This is a genomic window from Sedimentisphaera salicampi (assembly GCF_002117005.1).
Taxonomy (GTDB): Bacteria; Planctomycetota; Phycisphaerae; order Sedimentisphaerales; family Sedimentisphaeraceae; genus Sedimentisphaera; species Sedimentisphaera salicampi.
In genome coordinates, this window is record NZ_CP021023.1 from 2780483 (window position 1) to 2806621 (window position 26139).

The following is a 26139-nucleotide window of genomic DNA, read 5'->3' on the forward strand; positions in this document are numbered from 1 at the left end:
CGTTCCGCTCCATTATATGCTTTTAGTCTTCAACTCCAAGCTTTTTGTTCCCTCTGCGCAATTTTTTTTTCTACCACTGAGGAATCGGAGGATCACGGAGGAGGATTAATATATTATATTTAAAAAACCTCTGTGCCCCTCTGTGTGCCTTGTATGATTAACTTTATGTTATTTGATGCTATAATAAGCTTAAGTTCTATGGTTCGGGTTTCTTGGTGCGGCAGCTGCCGCACCAAGAAACAGCAGCGGTGAGTTCGATTTGTGCTTTGGGATATATAAGCCCGTACGGAGTGTGATCCGCCGCTGCTATCTTCGTTAAAATCCGAACAGTCGCATGGGACATTATATAATGAGCCCGAATTGCAAGAAAGGATAAATTATGAAAAACATTATTGGCATTGATGTTTCAAAAGATCGTTTTGATGTTTATTGTAAAACTACTAAAGAGTACACTTCTTACAGTAGTGATGCTTCAGACATTGATAAGTTGGCTGAATACTGCCAAAAACAAGAACCAGAACTTGTTGTTATGGAGGCAACTGGCGGCTATGAGTTTAAGATGGCTTCTGTGCTTATGGCCAAAGGCTTACCTGTTTCAATTGTGAATCCAGGCAGGGTTAAAGAGTTTGCAAAATCTTTAGGTATCTTAGCCAAAACAGATAAGATTTGTGCCAGAAAAATATCTCTATTTGCAGAAGCCGTTAAACCAAGGCAGAATTCTCAAATTGACGAGCAAAGACGTGAAATAAAAGAACTTACAGTTCGAAGAGAGCAGCTCGTTAAGATGCGTACAGCAGAGAAAAACAGATTAGATAAGGCGTTTGAGAAGACAACTTTGAACAGTATTAAATCAACAATTGATTTTCTTGAAAGGCAAATTAATGACCTCGACAAGACTATCTCAGAGCTGATTGAAAAGGTGCCAAGGTTAAAGAAGAAAACTGAAATACTTACCAGCATACCGGGTGTAGGCGAGAAAACTGCATCAATGCTTGTTGCAGCTATGCCCGAGCTGGGAACGCTTAATCGCAGGCAGATCGCCATGCTTGTAGGGGTTGCTCCAATCAATAGAGACAGCGGTAAAATGAGGGGCAAAAGAGCTACGGGAGGCGGCAGAAAAGGTGTCAGGGATAAACTTTTTATGCCGGCTTTAACAATCGTAAGGTTCAATCCGGCATTGAAATGTTTCTATGAAAGACTTGTTGAAAAGGGAAAACCCAAGAAGGTTGCCCTTACCGCAACGATGAGAAAACTTGTGTGTATCATGAATACAATGCTGCAAAACGAAACCTTTTGGCAAAATAAATTGTTAAGAGGAGAGGCGGGGTTTGGGGCAGAGCCCCAAGAAAAATCTATTTAAATACTTGACTTTTAACACAGTCACTCTGTGGTTAATATGTATATTTTCTCTGCGTACTGCTGTCCACTTATTCCGTCCCGCCTGCGGCGGGCCTACATGCGTGGCTCGGTTTAAATATCTCGTTTTGTGAAATCGCTGCGAAATACTAATGTCAATCAGAGCCGTGCGTGGAGTCCGCCGAAGGTGAAGAGCCTGTCCGCCGAAGGCGGAAAACAAGCGGATAGATTCGTAGCTCGTAGCAAAATCATTAGTGAAAAATTAGCGCTGATTAGCGGTTAGTAAATCCTTAGTGCTGCTTAGCGCTGCTTAGTGGCTTATAAATCTCAGCGGGGATTAGCGGTTAAAAAATTTTCTCTCCGCCTTTTCCTATATTAAATATTTATCCTGTGAATCCTTGCCCCGCAGCCAAAGCGGTTCGGGGCTGTAAATCCTGTCTAAAAAATATCTCCCCTCCGTGGTTAATGTATCTTTCCCTCTGCGTACTTTTGCCCAAAAGAATTGCCGCACGCCCAAAACCTCCCGAAAGACGAAAAACTCTTGATTATGACAGCGAATCTAATAAAATTCCCCTTTCTCGCATTGCTCAGCGGATATTTATCTCAAGAGTTATGCGTTCAGGGCTGCACCCGTAGCTCAGCAGGATAGAGCAACGGATTTCTAATCCGTAGGTCGCACGTTCGAGTCGTGCCGGGTGTGTTTGATTTTTAACGCCTCTCAAGCCCTCGAAAACGGGGTTTACGGGGCTCTCAGGGGCGGTTTCGTGTTTCTGAATATTCGCAGAATTAGCAGTATTGTTTTGTAAATACCCATATTCACGGCTTACACTCTCCTCAATAAAGCAGTCAAGCATTTTTCTTTTTCTTTTTCTTTTTTGAAATTATGCCAATTTCTTTCAGGCTCAAGGTTTCGCTGTCGAAATCGCAGGCAAACTCTAAACCGTGCCCTTTGCCGTTTCTCGCCTTGATAATGTGCATTGTGCGGTTGTGCTGATATTCAGCGCCCCCGCAGCCTGTGATTATCCTGCTCTCTTTCGGTTCGTGAGCTTCAAGCCAGAATGCTGTTTGAGCAAACCTGCCGTAAGCGGCCCCGCCTGCAAGCTGATTCAAATCCGGCAGGCTCACGGTCTTTGCAGGGTGCGTTACAAGCACAACTGAGCAGCCGAAATCTGTTGCTGCTGCTTTAATCCTCTGCATAAATGCGGCGTCCTCAATCCAAGGCTTTGACGCCTGAGCAGCAGCAGTTACCGGATCAATCGTAATAATCCTGAAGCCCGCCTTTGCCCGCTCCTGCGTCCAAGCTGCCAGCTGCTGAAGGGTTAGCTGCAGCTGCGGGGATGTCCAGAGCTGGCGGCCAATCGCCTCCAGAGCCTCGCTGCCGGATTCATACGCCTCTCGGGCGAGTTCGCCGTTGTCTTTAATCCACTCGGGATTTGTGAGCTGCGGAAGCTCTGATAGCTGAGCAAGCGCCCGCATTAAATGAAATTCCCTGTCCTCCTCCAGCTCGTAAACGCAGGCCTTCACTCCGGACTGAATCCAGTATGAAAGAGCCTGAAGCAGCACAAAGCTTTTAGAAGCCCCCGGGCTGCCGCAGAGCAGTGTTACCGTTCCCGGGATGAGCGAGTTTGTGAGCCGTGAGAGCAAATCAAACGGCCATCTAATCGCTTCAATCTTCCCGCTGATGGTGTCTTCAATCCGTTTCAAAACACCGCTCGAAACGCCCTCGGGCTCTGCGAACTGCACTGCGTGCTGAAGCGCTTCGGCAGGGCTTGCCTTGCAGCGATTCACGGCCATCTCCAGATAATCGCAAACATCGCCCTTGCCCTCAATGTCCAGCATAAGCGGCTCGATTTTCGATATCCTCGGGGCGGGCTCAAGCTTTGCGAGGATCTCCGCAACCTGCTCAGCGTGCTTCCTTCCCTGCTGGTCTGCGTCCGGCCAGAGGATTATGTTCTTACCCGCCAGCGGCTGCCAGTCTGCCAAGGCTGCCTTGCCCGCTCCGCCCGGACTCGTGGTTGCGATATATCCGTGCTCTGTGAGCTTATGAACGCACTTCTCGCCCTCAACAACAATCACAGAATCCGCCTGCCGAATCCTCGTTCGGTTATACAGCGGCCAAGGCTTCGGCGGGGCTTTCAGCTCGAAGCCGCCCTGAGCAGCCGGCCTCGCCTGCCGGAAAGTCTTTCCCTGCTGAGTTTGAGAACGAATAACTACCATCTCGATTCGCCTTGTCTCGGGGCAGGTGTATTTGTAAACCGCCTCAATCGTTCCCGGGCAGGCTGCCTTTAAGCTCTCGATGTCGGGAAATATTTTTACGCCTTTTCCCATTCGCCCATTTTTTGAGCTGTTCGCAGCCCCTGAGTTTCGCTGTGCAGCCTTAATCAGCTCGGGGGCAGTCTCACCCCTACCCTTCGCTTCAACGTCCCACACAGAGCCGCAGAAGCCGCAGGAATGGCATTTGTACATCCAGAAGCCAGCCTCGTTCTGGTAAATGCCCGCTGAGGGGTGCTTGTCTTCGTGAAACGGGCAGCAGCAGGAATCGCCTTTAAGCTGAGCCCCGGCGGCCTCAAGCTCTGCGGCCAGAGCCGTCCGGTCCCTCTTGCGAAGGTCTGCAAAGCCCATCAGTCCAGCCCTCGCTTTCCGAAGGCAATCTCGAGATCTTCCGGCGTAGGATCTCGGCGCTGGAAGATTTCGCCGGCAGGCTGAGCTTTTGGCTTCAGGCTGCCTTGAGCTCGTGAAAGCCAGCTGCCGAGGAAACGGGGCATCCCCGCTGCGGTCTTCCGTTTGGCAGGATTATCCCGCAGCCACTGCTGAGCCTTGCGAAACTCGCTGTCAATATCCACTTCTGCGAAGGTGTTTTCATACTCTTCGAGTTTGGCTTTTGGTAGTGAGTAATCCTTCCCTCCCTTCAGCTCAAAAACATATCCGGAAGGCTCGTCCACATTACTCTTTTCTTTTCTTATTCTTTTATGGTCTAATTTTTGAACCGGTTCCGGTCTATTTTTTAGACCACTGCCGGTACAGTTTTTAGACCGGTCTAATTTTTGAACCGGTCTATTTTTTAGACCACTACCGGTACAGTTTTTAGACCAGTCTGGTTTTTGAACCGGTCTATTTTTTAGACCACTACCGGTACAGTTTTTAGACCAGTCCGATTTTTGAACCGGTCTATTTTTTAGACCACTACCGGTACAGTTTTTAGACCAGTCCGATTTTTGAACCGGTCTCATTTTTGTACCGGTTTTATATGTGTTAGATTTGCCTTTGCCCGTTCGATTTACTTCCAGAAGTCCAGCGGATTCCAGCCGGTTTATGGAGCTGCAAACAGTTCCAGCGGCAAGCCCGCTTTTTTCCTGAAGCTTCCTCCTGCCCGGCCAAGCCTCGCCCTGATTTTCATAATTTTGGATAATCGCAAGGATTATCTTATCGCTTGCCCGCAGGTCTTTCCGTGCTGCTGTATCGGCATCCAATTTAAAGAACATCTTCAATCCGCCTCCTTTTTATTCTCTGCTGTCTTTGCTGAAGCTCAGCATTTGCAAAACAGAGGTTGAAATCGTATCTGTCTGGTGTTATCAGCCTGAATCGCTTTTGCCTCGCCTCCGCTGCCGCCTGAGCTCGGGGGCTCTTTTTATTCCGCCTCATTTTCCACCTCGTGATTTGTATTGTCTCCACCGGTCGGCTGGGATAAACCCGCCGGCCTCAATGCTTGCCTCAAACCATCTTTCCAGTTCCGCTGCCGGAAAAAGCAGTTTGCGGCCTGCCCGCAGGGGGCGAACGCCAATCCTGCCGTCTGAGAGCATTTCGTAGAATAGAGTTTTACCAACATTCAATTTGGCCCGCACTTGCCCGCTTGTGAGCATTGCTGATTCAGCTTGCTTCGGTTTCACCTCCTTTCGCTTTGCTGCCATTTCAGCGAGGCTTGCTTTAACTGCCTCCAGTTCAAATTTGTATTTGCGTCCAATCCTGAGACAAGGAATCTTCCCCGCCTCCACTTGCTCTTTGATCCAGCTGAGCGGCAAGTCCAGCTCATTTGCAATTTGGTTTATATTTTTCAGTTTCATAATACCCAAAGTTTAACAACTGCTTTGGGTATCAAGTGGGGGTGTTAGGTGGGTTTTTTGGTGGGATGGCGGGGTTTTTTATTTTTTCAGCGGAATTTTAATAGGGACAGTTACCCATTTATTGATGCGTGGCAGAGTGGCAAGTTGCGAGTGGCAGAGTGGCGAGTAGCTCTTTGCAAAATCATTAGTGAAAAATCAGCGCTGATTAGCGGTTAGTAAATCCTTAGTGCTGCTTAGCGCTGCTTAGTGGCTTATAAATCTCAGTGCTGATTAGCGGTTAGTAAATCCTTAGTGCTGCTTAGCGCTGCTTAGTGGCTTATAAATCTCAGTGCTGATTAGCGGTTGAAAAACATCCCCCTCCGTTTCCTCCGATATCTCTCCGCTACAGGCGGACTGGCTCTGTAAAAAAATATCTCCAACATCAGAGCAGGATTATGTATTGCGATGAAGCGTCCTGCCGGCATAGAGCTTTCCCTCATTTATGCGTCTGTCCTCCTCCAATGTGAATTTGATTTTTACCGAGTCTGTCAGCGTTTCTTCGCAGTTAATATATTTATGGGTAGGTGAAATGCCCAGTGCGGCTATTCAAGCTGAGCCCTGAGTTTGTTTACCCTTGTAGAAACGTCTCTGTATGAATAATCCAGCTGGGCGAGTTTTCTGTAAATATTGTAGGCCTGCTGGAATCTTCGGCCGTGTTCGAGGGCTCTTGCGAGGTTGTACCTGAGCTCTTTGTAGATATCGTCATAATCGCTTGTATGCTGCTTGAGGGCCTCCTCAAATATATCAACAGCATCAGCATACCACCCCTTGTTGAAAAAGCACATACCGAGCATATTCAGCGAGGAGATTCGCAGGGAAGGCCTGTTTCGAGACTTCTGAAACAGCGGTATCGCCTCGTCGTATTTCTTTTTCTGCATAAGGCGAACGCCGAGCTCATACTTGTAGTTTGCTTCTGTGGGATAGTTTTCCACGCACCCTGTGTAGTGCTGCAGCTCTGCTTCTGAGAGCTTCTGCACCAGTTCTTTGAGCCTTGCGGTATTTTTCTCCGTTTTCCCGTGCGTTTCAATATCGCTTTTGGTGTGTCTGATTTTTGCCTTGAGGTCTCTTATTATTATCTCGCCAAGAGCACGCTGATAGGCGAAGTCTCTGGTCTCCTTGTGCCAGTTATTCAGTTTCTGGCAGACCTCCATAAATAGCTTCGGGTCTTCAAGCTGTGCGGCCTTCTTTGCATATTCGAGCCTGAGATTCTGTGAATCAGGGGTTTGTTTAAGCCTTTCTTCGAGCTGCTGAACCTCTTTTACCCTGTAGCTGTCGGTTTTGTGAACAGCATCCTTCTGCTGGAGCTCTTCCTGCTTGTCCATATCCTGAACGGCCTTGCGGTAGTCATCGCCAGTATCATAGCGGCCTTTCTGGATTGTCTGCTTGGCCATGAGATTTTTAATCTCGTCGTCCAGATTCATATCCCCTGGCTTTGCCTGTTTGGCAAGCCTGCAGGCATAAGCTGCTTCCTCGTAATGTTCAATAGAGGAAAAAGCCTCTTTAAGCTGCATAAGCGTTGAGAATGGACGTTTCTCCTTGTTCTTCACAATATAGAGAAGCAGTTTGCTTATCCATTCCAAAACCTCATTAAAACCGCCTTTGCGAGCGGCCTTTATTATCATCTCTGCGTATCCAACGTTTTCGGGGTCTTTTGAAAAAAGATACTCAGCGTGAGTGAGCTCTTCAACAGGATCCTTAAAGCTGGTTTTAGAAAAGCGTTCTTTTATCCCGGGCTTTTTGCCCCCGTCGGCCTGCCTGAGCAGGGCGAGCTTTCTCAGAGGTTTGTGCCCTTCTTCAACTGCTTCCGGCCATCGCCTGATTCCCTCGATATAAAGCTCCACTGCATAATCGTAATTATCTACCGATGCCACTTCCTCAGCGCGGTTAAAGAATGCTCTTGCGCTTTCAGCAGTCCTTTTATCGTTGTTTTCAACCATAAAAACTCTTTTAATAGTATAAATAAAGAAATTCCTGCCGGCAGATAATTAAAATTAGAAATATTCGGCCGGTTCAGGCTGATTATTTTCGGTTTCACATTATAGAGTTTTGATTATAATGTTGTCAATAAAATACTTGCCCGAAAGCGGCGAGTTTGTTATAAGGTTCGCCCTGGCGAAGTTGTTCAGCGGCGAATATAATACGAACAACGGTAAATTATTCCGGTTTTCACATTTTCTAATCTTAAATTAAGTTTAATGGAGAGATTTAATAATGCTGAAATATTATGACCCTCAGGTCAATGAACTTATTAAACAGGAAGAAGCCAGACAGGCATCAACCATACGTCTGATTCCTTCTGAGAATTATGTATCTCAGAATGTTATGCAGGCTACAGGCAGCTGCCTGACAAACAAGTATGCAGAAGGCTATCCAAACAAGAGGTATTATGAAGGTCAGCAGGTTACTGATCTGATTGAAGACCTTGCCAAGCAGAGAGCAGGCGATGTTTTCAGGGCTCCGCACGTAAATGTGCAGTCTTATTCGGGCTCTATAGCAAATATGGCGGCGTATCTCGCCCTTGCCGATCCGGGGGATACGATAATGGGGCTTTCCCTTCCCGACGGCGGCCATCTCACCCACGGGTGGAAGGTAAGCGCTACCGGCAAGGTGTTTAAGTCTGTTCAGTATCCTGTGAATTATGATACTGATCTGTTTGACTACGACCAGATAGCCGAGATTGCAAAAGAAAACAAGCCTAAAATACTCATCGCAGGAACCTCCGCCTATCCGAGAAAGATAGACTTCAAGGCCTTCAGAAAGATAGCCGATGAGGTTGGTGCGTATCTTGTGTGCGATATCGCCCATATAGCAGGTCTTGTGGCGGGCGGGGCGCACGAGAGCCCGATGGAGGTTGCCGATGTTGTAACCACTACCACGCACAAATCACTAAGAGGCCCGAGAGGGGCTTTGGTTATGTGCAGGGAAGAGTTTGCAAAGGCGATCGACAAGGCTGTATTCCCGGGTATGCAGGGCGGCCCGCATATGCACACTATCTCCGGAATCGCAGTGGCGATGAAAGAGGCAGGAACAGAATCCTTCAAGGAATACGCTCATCAGGTAGTGAAGAACGCAAAGGCTCTTGGAGAAAAACTTCAGGAATACGGTTTTAAGCTCGTAACAGGCGGAACAGACAACCATCTTCTCCTCCTTGATATGCGAAGCAAAAATATCTCGGGCAAGAAAATGGCCAAGGCTCTCGACAGGGCGGGCATTGTTACAAACTGCAATACCGTTCCAAACGACCCTGCTCCCCCGTTTAACCCCAGCGGAGTTAGAATCGGAACTCCCGCTGTTACTACCCGCGGGATGAAGGAATCCGATATGGGCGAAATTGCTGAGATGATAAATGATACCGCAGATAATCTGGAAGACCTTCAGGCAATAGACAGGATCGGCAAGAGAGTTAGATTTTTCTGCAGCCGATTCCCGCTGCCCAAATCGTTTATTCATTCAGAGGAATAAGAAGTTCAAAGCCCGTCTTCACGGGCGGGCTTTTCGTTATATGGAGAAACAAATGCTAAGGGAACTGTTCGAAAAACAGGCCGAACTCAACAAGAGAGTCGGCTTTGATGCCGATAAGGTTCGCGAAAATATGGATCTCAAGGAAAGCGGCGAATGGCTCAATAATTACCTTGCTGCTATGTCCAGCGAGATTGAGGAGCTCAGAGACTGCACCTATTGGAAGCACTGGTGCAAAGAGGCCAGAGAGGGCAGGAGATTTGAAATCCACGACCTGCAGAACGCAAGGGTGGAAGTTACCGATATGCTGTTCTTCTGGATTAGTCTTTGCCATTGCCTTGGGCTTACAGCAGACGATGTGTACAATCTCTATCAGCAGAAGCTCGGGGTAAACCATTCACGTCAGGATAACAACTATTCGATGTCTGAGAAGACCGAAGACGATAATAAAACAGTTAATCTTTGAATCGGAATATCTCGATGATTCAGGATAAAAGCGGCACTTCCGCCGGAAAGCTCCGTGCAGCGTTCCTTGGAACCTCAAAGCCAGGTTTGAAACTGCTGGAGATTGTAAGCCGGATGCCGGAGTTTGAGATTGCAGGGCTCGGCGGCAAGAATAAAGAGCTCGCCGAAAACACTGCGGATATGTACGGATGCCGGTATTACGACGACCCAAGACAGATGATCCTCTCCTGCGGGGCTGAACTGCTGCTTGCCGCTTCACAGCACGCACCGCACGAAGGTATTATTACCCTGGCATTCCAGAAGGGGCTTTCTGTGGTGAGAACGATGCCGCCGTTTTTCTCTCTTTCACAGGCCGCAAACATTATAAGCGATGCGCAGAAAAATAACGCCTTCTACTTCTCAACAAGCCCTTTCCGGAATTACCCGGGCTATCGCAGGCTAATGGAGTTTTTCGAAGAAAACAAAGGCTTGAAGCAAAAGGCTTGTCTTATAGAGGCAAGGGGCTTTTTCCCAACAGGCAGCACTGAGCAGGAGACCCACTGGCTTAAAGACCCTGAACTTGCAGGCGGGGGAGTGCTTCTGCGAAATTGTTTTTCGATTATAAATATACTTGTGGAGCTTTTCACTCTCCCCGAAACGGTGTATGCCCTGAAAAGCAATATGGCGGGCGATATCGTGCAGAGGAATATGGTTACAGAAGATTGCATTTCAATGGCAGTTAAATTCAGCGAAAATCTCGGCTGCACGCTGTGCGCTGCGAGAAACGAGTTTGACCATAAAGAGCGGATTGATATCTATCTGCCGGAGATGAAAATTACTGCAGGCCCTGAGATGTTCTGCATTACAGATTTGAAGGGAAGACAGATCGAGATGAAAAGCGAACAAGCCTCTCGAGAAAAGGCAATCGAAGAAAATTTGAGGGTGGTTTATAAACTGCTCAAATACGCTGAAATTGATGATGCTGCTGAAAAATCAGCGGCAGTGAACACAAGAGAGAAGGGCCTTATAAACACTATGGCAGTTATAGAGGCTGCGTATTTATCCTGCAAAACTCAAACCCCTGAGATGCCCGATAAGATGATAGAGCTCAGCGGTTTTGATTATTCTATGCTGGAAACCTGAAGAGAATTGAATTATGGCTGAGTATCATATAGAGCTTGAAAATATTTTTACCGGCCCGATGGACCTCCTTCTGTATCTTGTAAAGAAGGATGAGGTAGATATCTACGATATCCCCATCAGAGAGGTTACAGAGCAGTATCTTCATTACGTGGAGATGCTGGAAAAACTGGATACAGACCTTGCAGGCGATTTTCTCGTTATGGCGGCAACACTGATGGAGATTAAATCCGCTATGCTTCTTCCTAAAACTGTTCCGGAGGAAGAGGGAGGCGAAGAGGAAGACCCGAGAAACAAGCTTGTTAAGCAGCTTTTGGAGTATAAGAGATTCAAGGATGCCGCAAATATCCTTGAAACAAGAGCCCAAGAGCATCTGGGCAAGCATAAAAGGCCTGATACATTCATAAAGCGGCTGCAGCCATCAGATGAGGAGCGTGAGCTCGATCTGGAAGAGGTGAGCGTTTGGACGCTTCTGGAAACTTTTGATTCACTGCTCAAGGCTACCGGCCGATACAGGGACTACAGCCTTATAAAGGATGAAACCCCGATAGATGAATATGAAGTGGAAATCCTCGGAAGGCTGCAGCAGGAAGGCCCTCTCACCTTTGAACACATATTCGACGGGCGAACCAGCAGGCTGTCAATGGCAGGTATGTTTCTGGCTCTGCTTGAATTGATCCGTGATGCGCTGGTATGGGCGGAGCAGTCTGAGAGTACGGATATAATCTACATTCGAGCCCTCACAGACGAACCTGCCGAACAGGCGGTGAGTAATATCATCACAGGGACAGAAAATGAAGAAATCCAAGCAGCAGAGCAGTAGCTTTATCGTCAGGCGGTAATTCAAAATATGAAAATATATAACGCCTTATTTCACTTATTGACAGCACTAATTATCTCAGCTGCCCTTGCAGGATGCAGCACTGCAAATGTCAATCTCGGCAGGGAGGCAGGGTATTATGAGGGACTCAAGATAACAGACTTCTCACGAATGAAAACACCTGCTGATGTTAAGCCTGATAAGAGAAATGAATCTCAGATTAGATACAGAGTGATAACATACAGCGCACAAAAGAAGAATTTTGCAAAGCTTCGAATACCAGTGAATGAGATTGAAGCAGGCCCTGAAACTCAAATCGATAAAAATGCCCAAAGAAACGGCCTGCTTTACAAGGCTGGAGACAGCGGGGATTTAAAGATCCTCTCAGATGCTGTAAAAGAGGCATCCGCTGATACAGAAAACAGAACGTATTTAGTGGTTTACCAGGAGGGAAGCGACGATGTTTACCTTCGTGAAGTTCACGGTCTTAGAACGGTTATTTATGTAGATTCAAGAAATACGGCCAAGGACAGGCAGCTCTGCTCGGGAAGATACGGTATCACCCTTTCAACCATCCGGCGAGGCGGAAGCGATATAGCTGTTCTGCTGCCGTTTTTTGATAACGGAGCAGGGCTTGCTGAATCGCTTGAGATTATCCGTCCACGCCTCAAAAACGCCGGCAAAACAAAATTCGAGAGCTGCGCTCTAAGCTGCAGGATGGAGCGGGGCAGCTTTATCCTTATGATGCCCGAAAGCCTGCCGCTTCAGGATAAAAGCGTTGCAAGAGAGCTCTTCCAGCACAGCGAAGATGAGTCCAGATTCAGTTTTTATGTTATAGCCTGCACTGCCGTATTATGAAACCAGCATCATTTCTATACTGCAAAGATTATCAGCGGGAGAGGCTCCGCGAAACAATCGCAAAGCACTTCGAACTTGCCGGCGGGCTCGACAAGCTCGTATCCCGCTCAGACAGGTTGATTCTTAAGCCGAACTTGATTGCCCCTCATCCGCCCGAAAGGCCGAGCCAGACACACCCTGCCTTCATCATCGAAACAGCAAGACTGCTGAAAGATTATGGAGCAAAGGTTACCGTGGCAGATTCTCCTGCTTGGTCTAATGCTGAGCATTGCCTTGAGGTGCTTGGAGCAGCCGGCGAGCTGAGGGAAATCGGTGCTGAGATCAAAACATTCAGCAATTCTGTTAAAACCCGCCTGCCCATTGCTGATATAGACGTTAATATCTCAAGGGAGGCTCTTGAAGCAGATGCAATTATAAACCTCCCCAAGCTCAAGGCCCATCAGCAGCTCACTGCAACAATTGCGTTCAAAAATATGTTTGGAGTTGTATGCGGGAAGCGAAAGGCCTACTGGCATTACAAGCGAGGGAAAAACCCTGAAGACTTTGCAGCCATTATCCTCGGGATATACGAGAAAACTGCCCCCGTTTTTAATCTCATAGACGGAATAGTATGTATGGAGGGCAGAGGTCCCCTCAACGGAAACGCAAGGAATCTCGGGATTACGTTAGCGGGAAGTTCTGCATTGAGCTGCGAGCTTGCCTGCGCACGACTGCTTGATTACAGCATAGAAGAATTGCCCCTTGTAAAATATTATATCGAACAAAACCCCTCTTTTAAGGGTAAGCAGGCTTATATGATTGGCGATAACCCGGAGCTGGTTGCAGGATGTGATTTTCAGAAAGCAAGGATTATCCCAATTTCTTTTACTTTTTCTCGAATTGCAAGAAGCGCAGTTAAACAGCTGCTGATTATGCTTAAAATAAAAGCAAAAAGGTAGATTATACTTGATAGATTTTTTTAAGTTTTTAACATAATCTTTTTATTGCCTCTTAAGGAAATTTTAGGTAATTAGTACAACATTGTCAGTGCAGCAAATGCATTAAATAACAATTAATATCGGGGTAAATATGGAATTTTCACGAATTTTGATTTTGTCTTTATTCATCAGCTCTTCCTTTGTTTTTGCATCAGCTGATGAAGGTTTAGACGGCAAGCAGGAAGTTATCAGGCAGCTTGAAAATCTCTTCAGCGAGGAAATCAAGCCTCAAACCAATATCACTGAGGTTCAGGAAGACCCTTATGTCAAGGTTGTTGACGGGAAGGACGGGCTTTCAACGCTTGTTTACAGGTGCCGATATTCAGACTGCAAAGAGGTTTCAGACGGACTTGAAGCAGCTATAAGCCGAAACGGGCTTATCGAAGAGAGCGAAGAGAAGAATATGGTAATCGTAAGCGATACTACCGACCGGATTGAACAGATCAAGGAGGTGATTATTGCGATGGATGTTCCGATACCTCAGATACTCGTTGAAGCTAAGGTTATAGAGGTCTCTGTAAGAGATGATTACCGCCAGCAGCTGAGTTTTGTTTACGACGAGGAATCCAAATCTCTCCGTCCGCCGGGAGCAGACCCAGACACAAACTACACACAGAAGCCGGATATGCTGGATTTCTCGCCATATTCGGTAGGCGTGGAAGGGCAGATTAACACCTTCAACTATCTTGCCAACTGGCTCAAGAAAGCTAATAATGCAGAAATCCTGTCTTCTCCAAATGTGGTTGTATCGCTGAATAAACGTGGGAATATCGTTACTGGTGAAGACCTTCCGATTCAGTCAACATCCACAACAGGCAGCACCGTTAATACTGATATTAAATACAAAAGAACAGGCATACGCCTTGAGGTTACTCCCACCAGAATCAACGAGAAGACCGTTAAGCTTCAGGTTAACCCAGAGGTGAGCACGGTAACGCGGTACGAAGAATTCAACAACACACAGACGCCTGTGATTACTATCAGGAACGTGGAAACAGAGCTTACCGTTCAGGACGGCGAGATTATTATGCTGGGCGGGCTGTACTCCACAGAAGACCTCAAGCAGGACAGCAAGGTTCCTTTCCTTGGAGATTTGCCGCTTATTGGCGGGCTTTTCAGGTCGAAGGATGATTCAAAGATAATCAAGCAGCTGATTTTCGTTATGAAAGTTAAAGTTGTGCAGAATTCCGTAGGAACTTTTGTCGATATCGAAAGACAGGCAGAGGCTATCAGAAAAACCGGAGACCAGATAAGAAATTCCAGCGCACTCTTCCCAAACAGGACAAACGAAGAAGATAACGGAGAGAAAAAGTGAATAGTAAAACCACTGCTTTAATAATTCTTGCAGCTGGTTTGCTGATTTCAGTGTCTGGCTGCGAGGATGCAAAAAATCACAGCAAGAGCTCCAAAGATTCAAGCCACCTCGACCGATACTTCACCGTTGAGCCCCGTGATATAGTTATCGGGGTGGAAGAATCCGGCACAGTAAACTCGCTTAAGAACCATAAAATAAGGTACGAGGCATCCTACCGCACTCAGATTAGCTGGGTGATTGATGAAAACTCTGAGGTGGAGAAAGGCGATGTGCTGGTTAAATTTGATGATGAAGAGCTTGTCTCCCAAGTGGATGAGTTTGAAAATCAGCTTGAGAATGCTAGGAAGGAGCTGAGCATTGCCAAGGAAGAGCTGGAAATCCAGAAGAGTGAGAACGAGGCAAACCTCAGGCAGGCTCAAGACAGGGTTACTGATGCCGAAGAGGAGCTTTCGAAGTTTTTGAGGCTTGAAGGCCCAAAACTCAGGGACGAACAGACCGTTGAAGTGGAAAATGCTCGTGAAGCGGTTGATGAAGCTGAGCAGGCATATGAGGAGGCATACGAAGAGCATCAGTCAACCGTATATGACAATCAGGAAGAAAAGAACGAGGCAGAAGAGCATCTTGAAACGCTGAAAGGCAGAATTGAACGTGAGCAGATCAATTATGAAAACGTTCTCATTGATGACAAGATATTCAACAGATACACATACCGCAACAGAATAACTACTTTGGAGAATAACCTTGAGCAAAGCCGGCTGGACCTGAAAAAAACTCAGGTTCGCGCTGATTCAAGCCTCATACAAAAACAGAATCAGATTCAGAGGCATAAAAACGATATCGAGAGGCTCGAGAAAGAACTCAAACGCCACAGGGAATACCTCACCATGATGGAACTTAAATCCCCTGTTGATGGAGTGGTTCTCTACGGCGATACAGATGACAGATGGCGGGACGAAGAGCCTACCGAAGGTATGGATGTCCGCAGGGGGGAAGTTCTTCTAACGATCCCCGATCTCTCGCAGCTTATGATTGATATGGACCTGCCGGAGATATACCGTTCAAGGGTGAATATTGGAGATGAGGCAGTGGTTACTGTCGAGTCTATACAGGGGCTCTCTGTTAAGGGTGAAGTTTCCGATATATCTCCTCTGCCCGTCAATCAGCTCCGCTGGGATCCCGCATCGCCTAAGATTTACGAAACCAGAATCACCGTGCCGGAAGAGGAAAAAGACGAGAGGATGGTTACGGGGATGAATGTGCAGGTGAAGATTATCTCTCAGAGGCTCAAGGATGTTCTGGCTGTCCCGATAGAGGCTGTTTTCGAGAAAGACGGCAGGCTCTTTGTTTATCGAACGAAAAACGGCAGCCCCGAGGTTGTTTATGTTGAGATAGGCCCTGCAGACGATGATTTTGTAAGCATAGAAAAAGGGCTTAATGCCGGCGATAAAGTATGCCTGTTTGAGCCTGTTGAATAAAACCATTTGACTGTGAGAAGATGATGAACTCTGTTATAGAGCTCAGTGAAATTCATAAAAGCTATCAGATCTCCAAAACGAGAAACGTCCCCGTGTTAAAAGGGATCAACTTTTCTGTTAACTCAGGGGAGTATCTGGGGATAATGGGCGCCTCAGGGTCAGGCAAATCAACCTTGCTGAACCTGCTTGGTCTTCTCGATTTGCCCACAAAAGGGAGCTACTGCCTTGAAGGTTCAAACACAAGCACACTTGGAGACCGAAGGCTCGCTGAGCTGAGAAACAAAAAAATCGGTTTCATCTTTCAAAGCTTCAACCTTTTCGGCTATCTCAGTGTTGCCCAAAACATTGAGGTTCCTCTTGTTTACGGGAATATGAATAAAAAGAAACGCCAGACAATCTCAGAACAGCTCGCCGAGCGTTTGGGACTTGGCCACAGGCTCAAACACCGTCCATACGAGCTCTCTGGCGGCGAGAGACAGAGAGTGGCAATAGCGAGAGCCCTTTCCAACAGCCCCACGTTCATCCTTGCTGATGAGCCTACGGGCAATCTCGATGAGAAAACCGGAAACGAGGTTATGGATCTGTTCAGAGAGCTAAATGAAAACGGCACTACTATCATTGCAGTAACCCACAACCCCGAATACGAGAGTTTCTTCGACAGGGTTGTGTATCTAAGAGACGGGAAGGTGGAAGCGGATTATGAAACTCAGTGATCTATACGCACTTTCTCTGCACAATCTCTTCAAGCATAAGGTAAGAAGCGGACTCACCTCTCTGGGGGTAATCTTCGGAACCGCAAGCGTGATAGCAATGCTCGCAATTTCTGAGGGCGCACGTGAAGAATCACTCGCACAGATTCAGTCTATGGGGATTGAAAATATCATCGTTTACAGCAAAAAGCCCTCTGATGTAGGCAGTGAAACTTCGAGCCAGAATCAGAGCATGGTTGAGCAGTTCGGAATCACGGATAAAGACCTCCAGCATTTTCGTATGATGGATAATGTTGGTAAAATCACCACTGTAACCGATACCAGAATGGAAGTTCTCTCAGGAACAAAACTGCTTGATTTGAAGCTGGTGGGAGCGGATAAAACCTTTTTAGATTCCACATCAGCTGAGCTTATCAGAGGCAGATGGCTTTCCCCTGTAGATGCTAAATCGCAGGCGAGAATTTGCGTTGTCGGCAAAAACGTAAAACGCAAGTATTTTGGCCTTAGCTGCAGGAATGTTATAGGCAGAACGATAAGGGCGAAAAATTCTATCTGGAGAGTTGTGGGGGAGATTGAAGACCCTTCGGGCTCGGAGCTTGCAAATCTGGGAAGCATAAACGATATGATCATTGCACCTCAGAAAACTGTTTCCGACCTCTACGATGGATATTCCTATGATATGAAGAGGCGAAGTGTGAACATTACTGTTGTGCATTATGATTTGATAATAGCGAAGGTGAAAGAGCTCAAATTCATAAACAACACTGCCAGAAGGCTGAAGAACTATATGGTGAAGGTGCATAAAGAGAAGAAAGACTGGGAGGTTATAGTCCCTTATTCGCTTTTCAAGCAGAGACAGAAAACCCAGCAGATATTTACCGTAGTTATGGGCTCAATCGCAGGGATTTCTCTCATCGTCGGCGGCGTGGGCATTATGAACATTATGCTTGCAAGCGTTTATGAAAGACGAAAAGAGATTGGCACAAGAAGAGCCCTTGGGGCGAAAAAGGAAGACATCCTGCTTCAGTTCCTCGTGGAAACAGTTACACTAACTGCCCTCGGCTCTATTGTGGGTATCGCAACAGGCATAGGGCTTGCGCAGTCTGTGGCATACTATGCCGGCTGGCCGGTGATATATTCTTACTGGATTATGGTAGTGGCATTTGCTATTGCCTGCTCTATCGGCATTATTTTCGGCACATACCCCGCAATGAAAGCAGCAAAGCAGAATCCTATAGAAGTGCTCAGAGCAGAATAATCCGTTTTTACAATATTGCCAAATGGGCATAAAAAGCTAAAATAACCCGCATTGACAGTGATTTTAAGGGTTAGTGATGCTCAAAGATGGTTTTAATATACTTTTCACCTCCTGCGGAAGGCGTGTGTCCCTTCTAAATTCTTTCAGGCAGGCGGCAGAAAAGGGCGGTTTCAAGGCTGCGATAAACGGAGCAGATATGCGCGGGCAAGAATGTGCAGCAGGGCAGCAGAGCGATAAGGCATTCAAGGTGAGCCCTGTTTATGCGGATTCTTATCTCGATGAGCTTCTGGAAATCGTGAGAGCGGAAAATATAAATCTGCTTGTCCCAACTATTGATCTGGATCTGATCCTGCTCGCTGAAAACAGGGCGATATTTAAAAATGCCGGCTGCACGGTTTTTGTGCCCAATCTGCCTGCTGTTCAAATTGCACGCGATAAACGAAAAACGCTTGCTTTCCTCGAATCCGCAGGGCTGAAGTGCCCCAAAATCTACACGCTTAAGCAGGCACTCGCATCAGAAGCGAAAGAATTTTTCCTTAAACCTTGGGACGGGTCTGCAAGCACAAACACAGTTCTCGCCTCCGGCAGCGATGAGCTGGAGTTTTACGCGAATAAAATCCCCAAAAGCATCATTCAGCAGTTCATATCCGGCCAGGAATACACGTGCGATATTTTTACCTCAAAAGATAATGAAGTAAAGTGCGTTGTTCCTCGAAAAAGGATTGCTGTTCGGGCAGGCGAGGTTAGTATTGGTGAAACAGAGTATGACGAGGATATGATATCCCAGTGCCGGCTTCTTGCAGAAATGCTTCGTCCGGGCTTGAGCGTTCTCACTGTGCAGCTTATAAAAACTTCCGCCGGCGAGCTGTATTTTATTGAGATAAACGCAAGGTTCGGTGGCGGCGCACCGCTTACGTTTAAGGCGGGCGCAGATTTTCCGCTCTGGATTATGCAGGAGCTTTCTCAAGGCATCAGCCAGGCCCCTGAGAGTTTTCAGGCAGGGCTGAAGATGTACAGATACGATTCGGAGATCTGGGGTTGAACTGTAATTTGTATTTGGCGTATAGAAATAGATTTCTGTTATAGTAAACTGATATAGTATTTTAAAAGGCTTATATATGGAATGTCCGGTATGCAAAGAGCCGATGATTATCCTCGAGCTTGATGAAGTTGAAATAGACTACTGCCCAGAGTGCAGCGGAATCTGGCTCGACAGCGGCGAGCTTGAGCTTCTGCTTGGCGAGGCGGGCGAATCCCTTGCCCTTGAGAAGGCCGAAGTGAGCGAAAAAAAGCTCCGCTGCCCGATATGTATGCGCAAAATGGGAAAGGTGTATATCGGCAGCGAAAAGGTGCTTGTAGATTCCTGCCCCTCAGGCCACGGACTGTGGTTTGATGAGGGCGAGCTTAATCAGGTGATTTGTTCGGCCTCCGGAGCTGAAAGCAGGATTGCCTCGCTTTTGAAAAGTATGTTTGAAAATCTCGAAAAAACAAAATAGTTTTATAGTTTGATGAATAGGAGTTAATAAGATGAGTACCTCGCAGATTGTTCTTATTGTAGTTGGCGTTGTTCTGGTATTGCTGATTTTCTGGGCGATTGGAATGTACAACTCGCTTGTACGTTTCCTCAATCAGGTGAAAAACGCATGGTCTCAGATTGATGTGCAGCTAAAGAGAAGGCACGATCTTATCCCGAATCTTGTGGAAACAGCCAAGGGATATATGAAACACGAACAGGAAACCCTGCAGGGCGTTGTTGATGCCAGGAGCAGGGCGCTTGGAGCCGGTAATGTTAATGAGAAAATAGATGCTGAACAGAAGCTCAACGGTGCTATGAGCCAGTTCCTGCTTACTGTGGAAAACTATCCGGACCTCAAAGCCAATCAGAATTTCCTCGCTCTGCAGGAAGAGCTTACGAGCACTGAAAACAAAATAGCCTTCGCCAGGCAGGGATATAACGATCAGGCAATGACATACAACAACAAAATTTCGATGTTTCCATCAAACATTGTGGCAGGGATCTTCAGATTTACTAAATGGAACTACTTCGAGGTGGAAAACGAGCAGGAGCGTCAGGCCCCAGAAGTGAGCTTCTGATAAATAACAATTGACACTACGTCGTTATACGGTATAATGTAAATATGATAGGCGGTTTCCAAGATAAAAAGCTTGAGCTGTTTTGGCTCGAAGATAAAAGAAGAAATATTCCCATAAATATAGTTAATGTTTTAAGAAACAAGTTGAATATGATTGCTTTTGCCGAAGTGATTGAGGATTTGAGGGTTCCGCCTTCAAATCATCTTGAGGCGCTTAAAGGGAAATTAGAAGGCTTTTATAGTATTCGAGTAAACAAGCAATGGAGATTAGTTTTCAAATGGCATGGTAATTATGCATTTAATCTCAGACTAACAGACTATCATTAGTAATTAAACGAGGTGTTAAAATGAAATCATTAAATATACCGGCAGTTCCGGTTCATCCGGGCAGGATTTTGCAGGAAGAGTTTCTAACTCCGCTGGGTATCACCCAGACGCAGCTGGCAAAACATATTAGCGTACCTCTCCGCAGGGTAAATGAGATTTGCAGAGGCAGGCGGTCTGTGAGCCCGCAAACTGCATGGCTGCTTTCTCAGGCGTTTGGAACTACGGCTCAGTTCTGGCTCAACGGGCAGATAACTTACGATTTGGCTGTGGCAAAGCAGGAAAACCGAATCTATGATGTTGGGCCTATTGTGAAATCTACAGGATGAAAATTAATTTAAACAGGATTGCACGCTTTTGAAGCGGTCTAAGGGATATTTTTGATGTGGGAACTTATCAGAGCGAATAAACGAAAATCAGCCTTTCTAATAACCGTTATGTTTGGTTTTATGCTGTTTCTCGGCTGGTTTATCGGTATGTATATTGATCCCGTTTACGGCGGGTATTTCGGCATCCTTGCGGCTTTTGTGATATGGCTGGTTCAGTTTTTGATTGCTGCTGCCTCGGGCGGTAAGGTTTTCCTTGCCGGCAGCAGGGCGGTTGAGGTTACCAAAGAAAACTACCCCCAGCTCTATAACGTGGTTGAAGAGATGAAGATTGCCTCGGGCCTTCCCGCTATGCCGAAGGTGTATGTAATACCGGAAAACCATATGAACGCTTTTGCAACAGGCACAAAGCCCGAAAACGCCTGCGTTACGGTAACATCAGGGCTTATGTCCCGTTTGAACAGGGACGAGCTTCAGGGCGTTGTTGCCCATGAGATGTCTCACATACTCAACCGAGATGTCCTCTATATGACATACTGCGGGATTATGCTTGGAACGATTGTTTTCCTCTCTGAGGGGCTGCTCTGGACATTCCGTTTTGGTATGCTCGGCGGCGGCGGGAGATATTCCTCAAGAAGCAAATCTTCCGGCGGAGGAGGCGGAGGAGCTCAGGTTGCAATGCTTCTGCTGGCTCTCGTGCTTGCGATTCTCGCCCCTATTCTCGCCCAGCTTATGTACTTCTCCATCTCACGCAAACGTGAGTATCTCGCTGATGCCTCCGCTGCAAGGCTTACCAGATATCCCGAAGGCCTCGCAAACGCCCTTGAAAAGATCTCAAGGGGCAAGGTTGTGCCGGAGAAAACAAGCAAGGTGAAAGCACCGATGTATATCTACAACCCCGAAGAAGGCAATGCGATGAAATTCAGCTCGCTCTCAAGCACCCATCCGCCTACCGAGGAGAGAATTAGAATCCTCCGGAATATGAGCCATGGGGCATCATACAAGGATTATCAGAAATCTTATTCTCAGACGCATGAGGGCAAGAAATCCAACCTAATACCAGAGGGAGAGCTCGAAAAAGAACAGAGCGTTTCAAAACGCTCGCCCGCCGAGAGGCTCAATGAAATGAGCGGGAAAGAAAAGGCAAGGGAAATCGGCGATATGATTATGACCGCAAACAGCTTCCGTTTCCTAACCTGCAATTGCGGGCTGAAGCTGAAAATCCCGCCGGACTACAAACACGAAAAGGTAAAGTGCCCCAAATGCGGAACTTTGCATAACGTAGCCGCCGCCTCCGCTGCGGCCGCTGCTGTTTAGCGGATTCATTTCGCTGCTTGATAATAACGTTTGAACGAAAATTGTTGCGGCTGCACGCCAAACAATTATTATTTACCTTATGGCAAAAACTCAGAGCAAAACAAAAATACCTCCGGTCTATGCAATTGTGGGCAAGGATTCTTTCCTTGTGAATAAGGATTGCGAAAAGCTGGTTAATTCTCTTATACCGCCAGAGCAGCAGGAGATGGGGCTTGTTGTTTTAGATCCGGATAAAACTGAAGCCTCTCACGTTCTCGATGAGCTTAGAACCCCGGCATTCCTTGCCGAGAGGAAGGTGGTGCTGATCAGGCAGGCGGATAATTTTATAAGCTCCAATTCAGAGCTGCTTATAAAATATCTCGATTCTCCGGCCTCTAAGGGGATTCTCGTTCTCACGGCCTCTGCCCTGAGGAGTAATACGAGGATTGCCAAGAAGATAAAATCTGCCGGCCGGCTCAAGCAGATAAGCAGGCCTTCGTACAGGGAGATGGCATTTTATCCTGCCGAGTATGCCAAGAATAACTGCGGCAAGAAGCTCAGCAGCTCCACTGCACGCCTTATTATTGAATTTGCAGGCGAAGAGCCCCAGATGATAGCAAACGAGATTGAAAAGCTCGCTGTTTATGTGGGCGATAGGGATAAAATCACAGAGGAGGATGTAGAAGCTCTCTGCGGGGCAAACAGAACCTTCGGCGTGTTTAATGTTATTGATGCGATGTCCAGCGGACAGGCGGGGCAGGCGGTGAGCAGGCTGAGGAATCTGTTCGCATCAGACAAAGACGCCGAATATACCGCAGTAGGGGCGTTTGCATTTCATTTCAGGCGTATGTTCAAGGCCAAGGCTATGCTCAGCAAAGGCGAGAGCGAGCAAAGAGCAGGACAAATGCTGGGAATAAGGTATAAGAGCGATCAGTTCTTCAGGGGGCTCAGAAATTGGCCTTTAGTGAATATCGCAGAGGTTATCCAAGCTCTTAGAAGGATAGACTACCAGAGCAAAACCGGACAGGCAAGGGTGAAGGTTGAGATCGAGCAGCTTGTTGTTAAGGCGGCAAGCAGAAACAGGAAAAAATAGCCCGCTCTAAAGGTTAGTCATTTTGTGCCTGTGTGCATGGCACTCAATATTCACCGAAACAGGCAGAGATGCTATATGGCAGGGAGCGTATTCAATTTTTACGCCAAGGGCTGTAGTTCTTCCTCCGAAGCCCTGAGGCCCAACGTTTGTCTGATTTATCTTTTCTAGAATGTCATCTTCAAGCCGTGCGTAATTTTCGTTTGGATTTTTGTCTTTAAGGCTTCGAAGAAGTGCCTTTTTGCTCAATATGGCAGACAGCTCAAAATCTCCGCCAATCCCCACGCCGATCACAAACGGCGGACACGCATTAGCTCCCGCCTCCTGAGTTATTCGGCAGATCCAGTGGCTTATCTCATCGGCTGAGGCGGTGGGATTGAACATCTTAAACCTGCTTTTGTTTTCGCAGCCCCCGCCCTTTGTTATAACGGATATTTCGAGTTTATCGCCCGAAGTATGGCTGTAATGTATTATGGCAGGGGTGTTATCGGTTGTGTTTTCCCTGCTGAAAAGCGGCTCTGCCACAACGCTCTTTCTGAGAAGACCTTCGGTATAACCCAGCTGCACTCCCTCATTAATTGCGTCTTCAAGTGTTGCCTGAGGGTTATCCCCCGGCGGTTCAATACGTAAATCCGCACCCAGCTCAACGAAAAACACAGCGAGTCCGGTGTCCTGACATATCGGAATCCGCTCATTTGAGGCGATTTCCGCATTCTGCAGAAGCTGATTCAAAACGCCCTTTGCTGCCGGGGCCGTCTCGCTTTTTTCCGCCTCACGAAGAGCCTCCAAAACGTCTTCCCCAAGCTCATAGCAGCTGTCTATACAAAGCTGCCTCACTGCCTGCACAATACGGGAATATTGAACTCTCCTGCTCATTCGGCTTCCATTACAAAACGTTCATACGCGCTGTTTCCTGCCTCGTCCGCGTATCTTACAGCAAGGATGTTATCGCCTTTTTCAAGTCCGCTCAAGGTAATAGTGAAAGATTCTCTCTTCGAATCAGCAAGCAGGTCGTCCGGTATAACTGTATTCCAGTCGTCGCTGCTGTTGAGCGTATAGCTTACCTTGCCTATGACGGTATATTTGTCTGTGAGGGTGAATTTCACCTTCCCTTCAGTGCCCTTAGTTTCCACATTTTGCCCTGAGCACACAGGCGGGGTGTTGTCAACTATGTATTCAGTTTCAGTGCTCACTGATTCCAGAGCATTTTCCGGCCCGTTGCTGAGCCTATCGCTAGCGGTAACCCTGAGCTTGTAGATCCCGTCCGGCACAGTTGATGTGTCCCACTTGAATTTCTTTTCCTTGTGGTCTTCTTCGATATTTACCCATCTATCGGAGTCTTCCCCCTGTATGTCAATACTGAATATCAGCTCGTCATCGTTTTCGTCTTTGGCTGGGATTGCTATAACTGCCTCGGTTTTCTTTTCCTCTGATTTTATCATAGGCGCCGCTACTACCGGCTTTATATTCCGTACAACGCTTGCAACTGCCGCTGCATTAACCTTAGGCGAACGATTTTCGCTGCCCTTGAGCATCAGCTTGAGCTGAAGGAATCTGTGGCTTCCTTCAATTGCAGGCTCCTCGCTTTGGGCTGATAGAGGTTTTGTCCATTCAGTGAAATCTTCTTCTCTTGCGTTCTGAACGTTTGTTCCTCTCGCAGAGAATTCGATTCTGCAGCCTTCGGGGATTTTGCCGTCAAGCTTTACAGAGCCCCATTTTGAAGGCTGTTTTGCATCAATCGTATCAGACTGCCACCAGCCTTCTGAGCTCAGGCCGTCGTGAAATTCAATTATGCGGGGCGGGTTTGCTGTGGCCGCATAGATCTTGCCGCCTGCGGTGTAGAGTGAGGTTATTTCAGAGGATATCTTGTCTCTGTAAACATTTTCAATAACTATCTTGTCTGTATCAATTTGGGAGAGAGAGGCGTCTTTGCCGTCTGCCACCCAGAGCCTTCCTTTATGCATAATCGAATCGAGGAAAACGCCGCTGCCCTTGCCGAGAACCGAAACGATCCCGTCCGGAGCTATTTTATATAAAGCGCTTTTAACCTTCTCTTTCTTATCGCCTCCGTTTTCCTTCCGCTCAAGCATATCCTTCTTTGCAGTGGCTGCGAGCTTCAAACGCAGGCCTCCGTTTTGGAGCGTGAAAAGCTTTTCCTCCTTTTTGTCTTCGCTTTCCTTGGGGTGCGGGGGCATATAACTGGGCATATCAGAGCCGTTCTTGCTCTCAGCGGACGGGTCTTCAATTGCTGCGGTTATGTAGATGTTGTCTTCATCATCGAAGTTTATTGAGGTTATATCCATTTCCGGCGAGTCGAAAAGAGCCTTGCCTTTTTTTGTTTCCATATCTATGCAGTAAAGCAGGCCTCTTTTATCTGTGCCGGCATAGAGTTTGTCTTTGTAAAAAGCCATTACAGTTATGCCGCGGTCTATGCTGTCGAAGAATACTTCAGTCTTGCCGTCAGCGGATATCTTGAAAATCTTGCCGTTTGGCCCTGTAGCTGCATAGAGGCTGCCCTTGTGAAATTGCAGGTCGAATATAAAGGCAGCGTCTTCTATCTTGCAGAGAGTTTCGGGATTGCTCTGGTCTTTCCCGAATTCCAGAATTCTGCACTCTTTCCCGCTGATTCCAGCGGTGAGTTTCCCATTGAAGCCTTTCTCCACAGCGAAGATATGCTCGTTAACGATCTCTTCTTTTTCCTCTGATTCGCTGTTTTCAGCCTTATCTTTCTCTTCGCTCTTTTCTTCTTTAACAGGCCCAACGGGCTTGTCCTCTTTCTTTTCAGAGCGGTAAATATTTTCAGCCTTTTCTTCAGTTATCCTGAAAAGCCCTGCATTAGGACTTGTACCGGCGAAAATTTTGCCGTCAATTACAACTATATCGTTCACTGCCCATACATCTTCAAGCTTTTCAGCAAGGAGTTTATGCTTTTTGTTCAGGTGCAGGGTGCCCTCGGAATCTATTGCCACGTTCTCTGTTTCTCCGGCACTGAAATCCATTGCTGTGTCGTATTTATAGAGTTTTGAGTTTACAGCTAATGCTGAAGCAGCAAAAGCCAAGCAGAATAATATTTCTCCGGCGTATTTCATTAAGGTTCT

The 26139-nt window shown here is 47.0% G+C and carries 25 protein-coding genes and 1 tRNA gene; 19 read left to right on the top strand and 7 right to left on the bottom strand.

What is annotated here, in order from left to right; translation table 11 throughout:
• Positions 1–379 precede the first annotated feature (379 nt).
• Together STSP1_RS10740 and STSP1_RS10745 are read left to right on the top strand one after the other, a co-directional pair.
• Positions 380–1360, top strand: a complete 981-nt coding sequence (locus STSP1_RS10740) for an IS110 family RNA-guided transposase (RefSeq protein WP_085755790.1) — start codon at positions 380–382, stop codon at positions 1358–1360.
• Positions 1361–1982: 622 nt separating this feature from the next.
• A tRNA-Arg gene (locus STSP1_RS10745) sits at positions 1983–2056 on the top strand.
• A gap of 146 nt (positions 2057–2202) precedes the next feature.
• On the opposite strand, the gene STSP1_RS10750 is transcribed toward STSP1_RS10745, so the two are convergent.
• The 5 genes from STSP1_RS10750 to STSP1_RS10765 all read right to left on the bottom strand — a co-directional run bounded on the left by STSP1_RS10750 (position 2203) and on the right by STSP1_RS10765 (position 7393).
• On the bottom strand, positions 2203–3978 hold the full coding sequence (locus STSP1_RS10750; protein WP_085756330.1) for an AAA family ATPase: 1776 nt from the start codon (positions 3976–3978) through the stop codon (positions 2203–2205).
• A complete protein-coding gene (locus STSP1_RS10755; RefSeq protein ID WP_085756331.1) occupies positions 3978–4838 on the bottom strand; it encodes a helix-turn-helix domain-containing protein in 861 nt (286 codons plus the stop codon). Before STSP1_RS10755 ends, STSP1_RS10750 begins: the two co-directional genes overlap by 1 nt.
• Positions 4828–4998, bottom strand: coding sequence for a hypothetical protein (locus STSP1_RS12555; protein WP_161491579.1), 171 nt, complete (start codon positions 4996–4998; stop codon positions 4828–4830). The genes STSP1_RS10755 and STSP1_RS12555 overlap by 11 nt, the downstream gene beginning before the upstream one ends.
• Positions 4995–5417, bottom strand: a complete 423-nt coding sequence (locus STSP1_RS10760; RefSeq protein WP_085756332.1) for a helix-turn-helix domain-containing protein — start codon at positions 5415–5417, stop codon at positions 4995–4997. Before STSP1_RS10760 ends, STSP1_RS12555 begins: the two co-directional genes overlap by 4 nt.
• Before the next feature lie 581 nt (positions 5418–5998).
• Complete coding sequence (locus STSP1_RS10765; RefSeq protein ID WP_085756333.1) at positions 5999–7393, bottom strand: tetratricopeptide repeat protein; 1395 nt, start codon at positions 7391–7393, stop codon at positions 5999–6001.
• A gap of 274 nt (positions 7394–7667) precedes the next feature.
• Here STSP1_RS10765 and STSP1_RS10770 point away from each other — a divergent pair, with 274 nt between their 5' ends.
• The 17 genes from STSP1_RS10770 to holA all read left to right on the top strand — a co-directional run bounded on the left by STSP1_RS10770 (position 7668) and on the right by holA (position 23044).
• Entirely contained in the window at positions 7668–8918 is a 1251-nt protein-coding gene (locus tag STSP1_RS10770) for a serine hydroxymethyltransferase (protein ID WP_085756334.1), read from the top strand.
• A 52-nt stretch (positions 8919–8970) separates the two neighbouring features.
• Positions 8971–9381 carry a dUTPase gene (locus STSP1_RS10775; RefSeq protein WP_161491715.1) on the top strand — a complete coding sequence of 137 codons (411 nt, stop codon included), beginning with the start codon at positions 8971–8973 and terminating at the stop codon, positions 9379–9381.
• 14 nt (positions 9382–9395) lie between these two features.
• Entirely contained in the window at positions 9396–10502 is a 1107-nt protein-coding gene (locus tag STSP1_RS10780) for a Gfo/Idh/MocA family protein (RefSeq protein WP_085756336.1), read from the top strand.
• A gap of 13 nt (positions 10503–10515) precedes the next feature.
• Complete coding sequence (locus STSP1_RS10785; RefSeq protein ID WP_085756337.1) at positions 10516–11322, top strand: segregation and condensation protein A; 807 nt, start codon at positions 10516–10518, stop codon at positions 11320–11322.
• Between the two features lie 27 nt (positions 11323–11349).
• The gene (locus STSP1_RS10790) at positions 11350–12177 is read left to right on the top strand and encodes a hypothetical protein (RefSeq protein ID WP_085756338.1); all 828 of its coding nucleotides are present in this window, start codon (positions 11350–11352) and stop codon (positions 12175–12177) included.
• Entirely contained in the window at positions 12174–13115 is a 942-nt protein-coding gene (locus STSP1_RS10795) for a DUF362 domain-containing protein (protein ID WP_085756339.1), read from the top strand. The genes STSP1_RS10790 and STSP1_RS10795 overlap by 4 nt, the downstream gene beginning before the upstream one ends.
• 130 nt (positions 13116–13245) lie before the next feature.
• Complete coding sequence (locus STSP1_RS10800) at positions 13246–14469, top strand: type II secretion system protein GspD (RefSeq protein WP_085756340.1); 1224 nt, start codon at positions 13246–13248, stop codon at positions 14467–14469.
• Complete coding sequence (locus tag STSP1_RS10805) at positions 14466–15944, top strand: efflux RND transporter periplasmic adaptor subunit (RefSeq protein WP_085756341.1); 1479 nt, start codon at positions 14466–14468, stop codon at positions 15942–15944. The genes STSP1_RS10800 and STSP1_RS10805 overlap by 4 nt, the downstream gene beginning before the upstream one ends.
• A gap of 23 nt (positions 15945–15967) precedes the next feature.
• A complete protein-coding gene (locus tag STSP1_RS10810; RefSeq protein WP_085756713.1) occupies positions 15968–16657 on the top strand; it encodes an ABC transporter ATP-binding protein in 690 nt (229 codons plus the stop codon).
• Positions 16644–17912 carry an ABC transporter permease gene (locus STSP1_RS10815; RefSeq protein ID WP_085756342.1) on the top strand — a complete coding sequence of 423 codons (1269 nt, stop codon included), beginning with the start codon at positions 16644–16646 and terminating at the stop codon, positions 17910–17912. Before STSP1_RS10810 ends, STSP1_RS10815 begins: the two co-directional genes overlap by 14 nt.
• Before the next feature lie 76 nt (positions 17913–17988).
• Positions 17989–18954: an ATP-grasp domain-containing protein gene (locus STSP1_RS10820; RefSeq protein WP_085756343.1), complete on the top strand. Its 966-nt coding sequence runs from the start codon at positions 17989–17991 to the stop codon at positions 18952–18954.
• Between the two features lie 76 nt (positions 18955–19030).
• Complete coding sequence (locus tag STSP1_RS12595; RefSeq protein WP_085756344.1) at positions 19031–19408, top strand: TFIIB-type zinc ribbon-containing protein; 378 nt, start codon at positions 19031–19033, stop codon at positions 19406–19408.
• A gap of 31 nt (positions 19409–19439) precedes the next feature.
• The gene (locus STSP1_RS10830) at positions 19440–20006 is read left to right on the top strand and encodes a LemA family protein (protein ID WP_085756345.1); all 567 of its coding nucleotides are present in this window, start codon (positions 19440–19442) and stop codon (positions 20004–20006) included.
• A gap of 44 nt (positions 20007–20050) precedes the next feature.
• Positions 20051–20332 carry a type II toxin-antitoxin system RelE/ParE family toxin gene (locus STSP1_RS10835; RefSeq protein ID WP_085756346.1) on the top strand — a complete coding sequence of 94 codons (282 nt, stop codon included), beginning with the start codon at positions 20051–20053 and terminating at the stop codon, positions 20330–20332.
• Positions 20333–20352: 20 nt separating this feature from the next.
• The gene (locus STSP1_RS10840) at positions 20353–20658 is read left to right on the top strand and encodes a HigA family addiction module antitoxin (RefSeq protein ID WP_085756347.1); all 306 of its coding nucleotides are present in this window, start codon (positions 20353–20355) and stop codon (positions 20656–20658) included.
• 54 nt (positions 20659–20712) lie between these two features.
• On the top strand, positions 20713–21972 hold the full coding sequence (locus tag STSP1_RS10845; protein WP_085756348.1) for a M48 family metallopeptidase: 1260 nt from the start codon (positions 20713–20715) through the stop codon (positions 21970–21972).
• 79 nt (positions 21973–22051) lie between these two features.
• A complete protein-coding gene (holA, locus tag STSP1_RS10850; protein WP_085756349.1) occupies positions 22052–23044 on the top strand; it encodes a DNA polymerase III subunit delta in 993 nt (330 codons plus the stop codon).
• A 6-nt stretch (positions 23045–23050) separates the two neighbouring features.
• Here the strand turns inward: holA and STSP1_RS10855 are convergent, their stop codons facing one another.
• Positions 23051–23917: a fumarate hydratase gene (locus tag STSP1_RS10855; protein ID WP_085756350.1), complete on the bottom strand. Its 867-nt coding sequence runs from the start codon at positions 23915–23917 to the stop codon at positions 23051–23053.
• On the bottom strand, positions 23914–26130 hold the full coding sequence (locus STSP1_RS10860; RefSeq protein WP_085756351.1) for an SMP-30/gluconolactonase/LRE family protein: 2217 nt from the start codon (positions 26128–26130) through the stop codon (positions 23914–23916). The genes STSP1_RS10855 and STSP1_RS10860 overlap by 4 nt, the downstream gene beginning before the upstream one ends.
• Positions 26131–26139 lie beyond the last annotated feature (9 nt).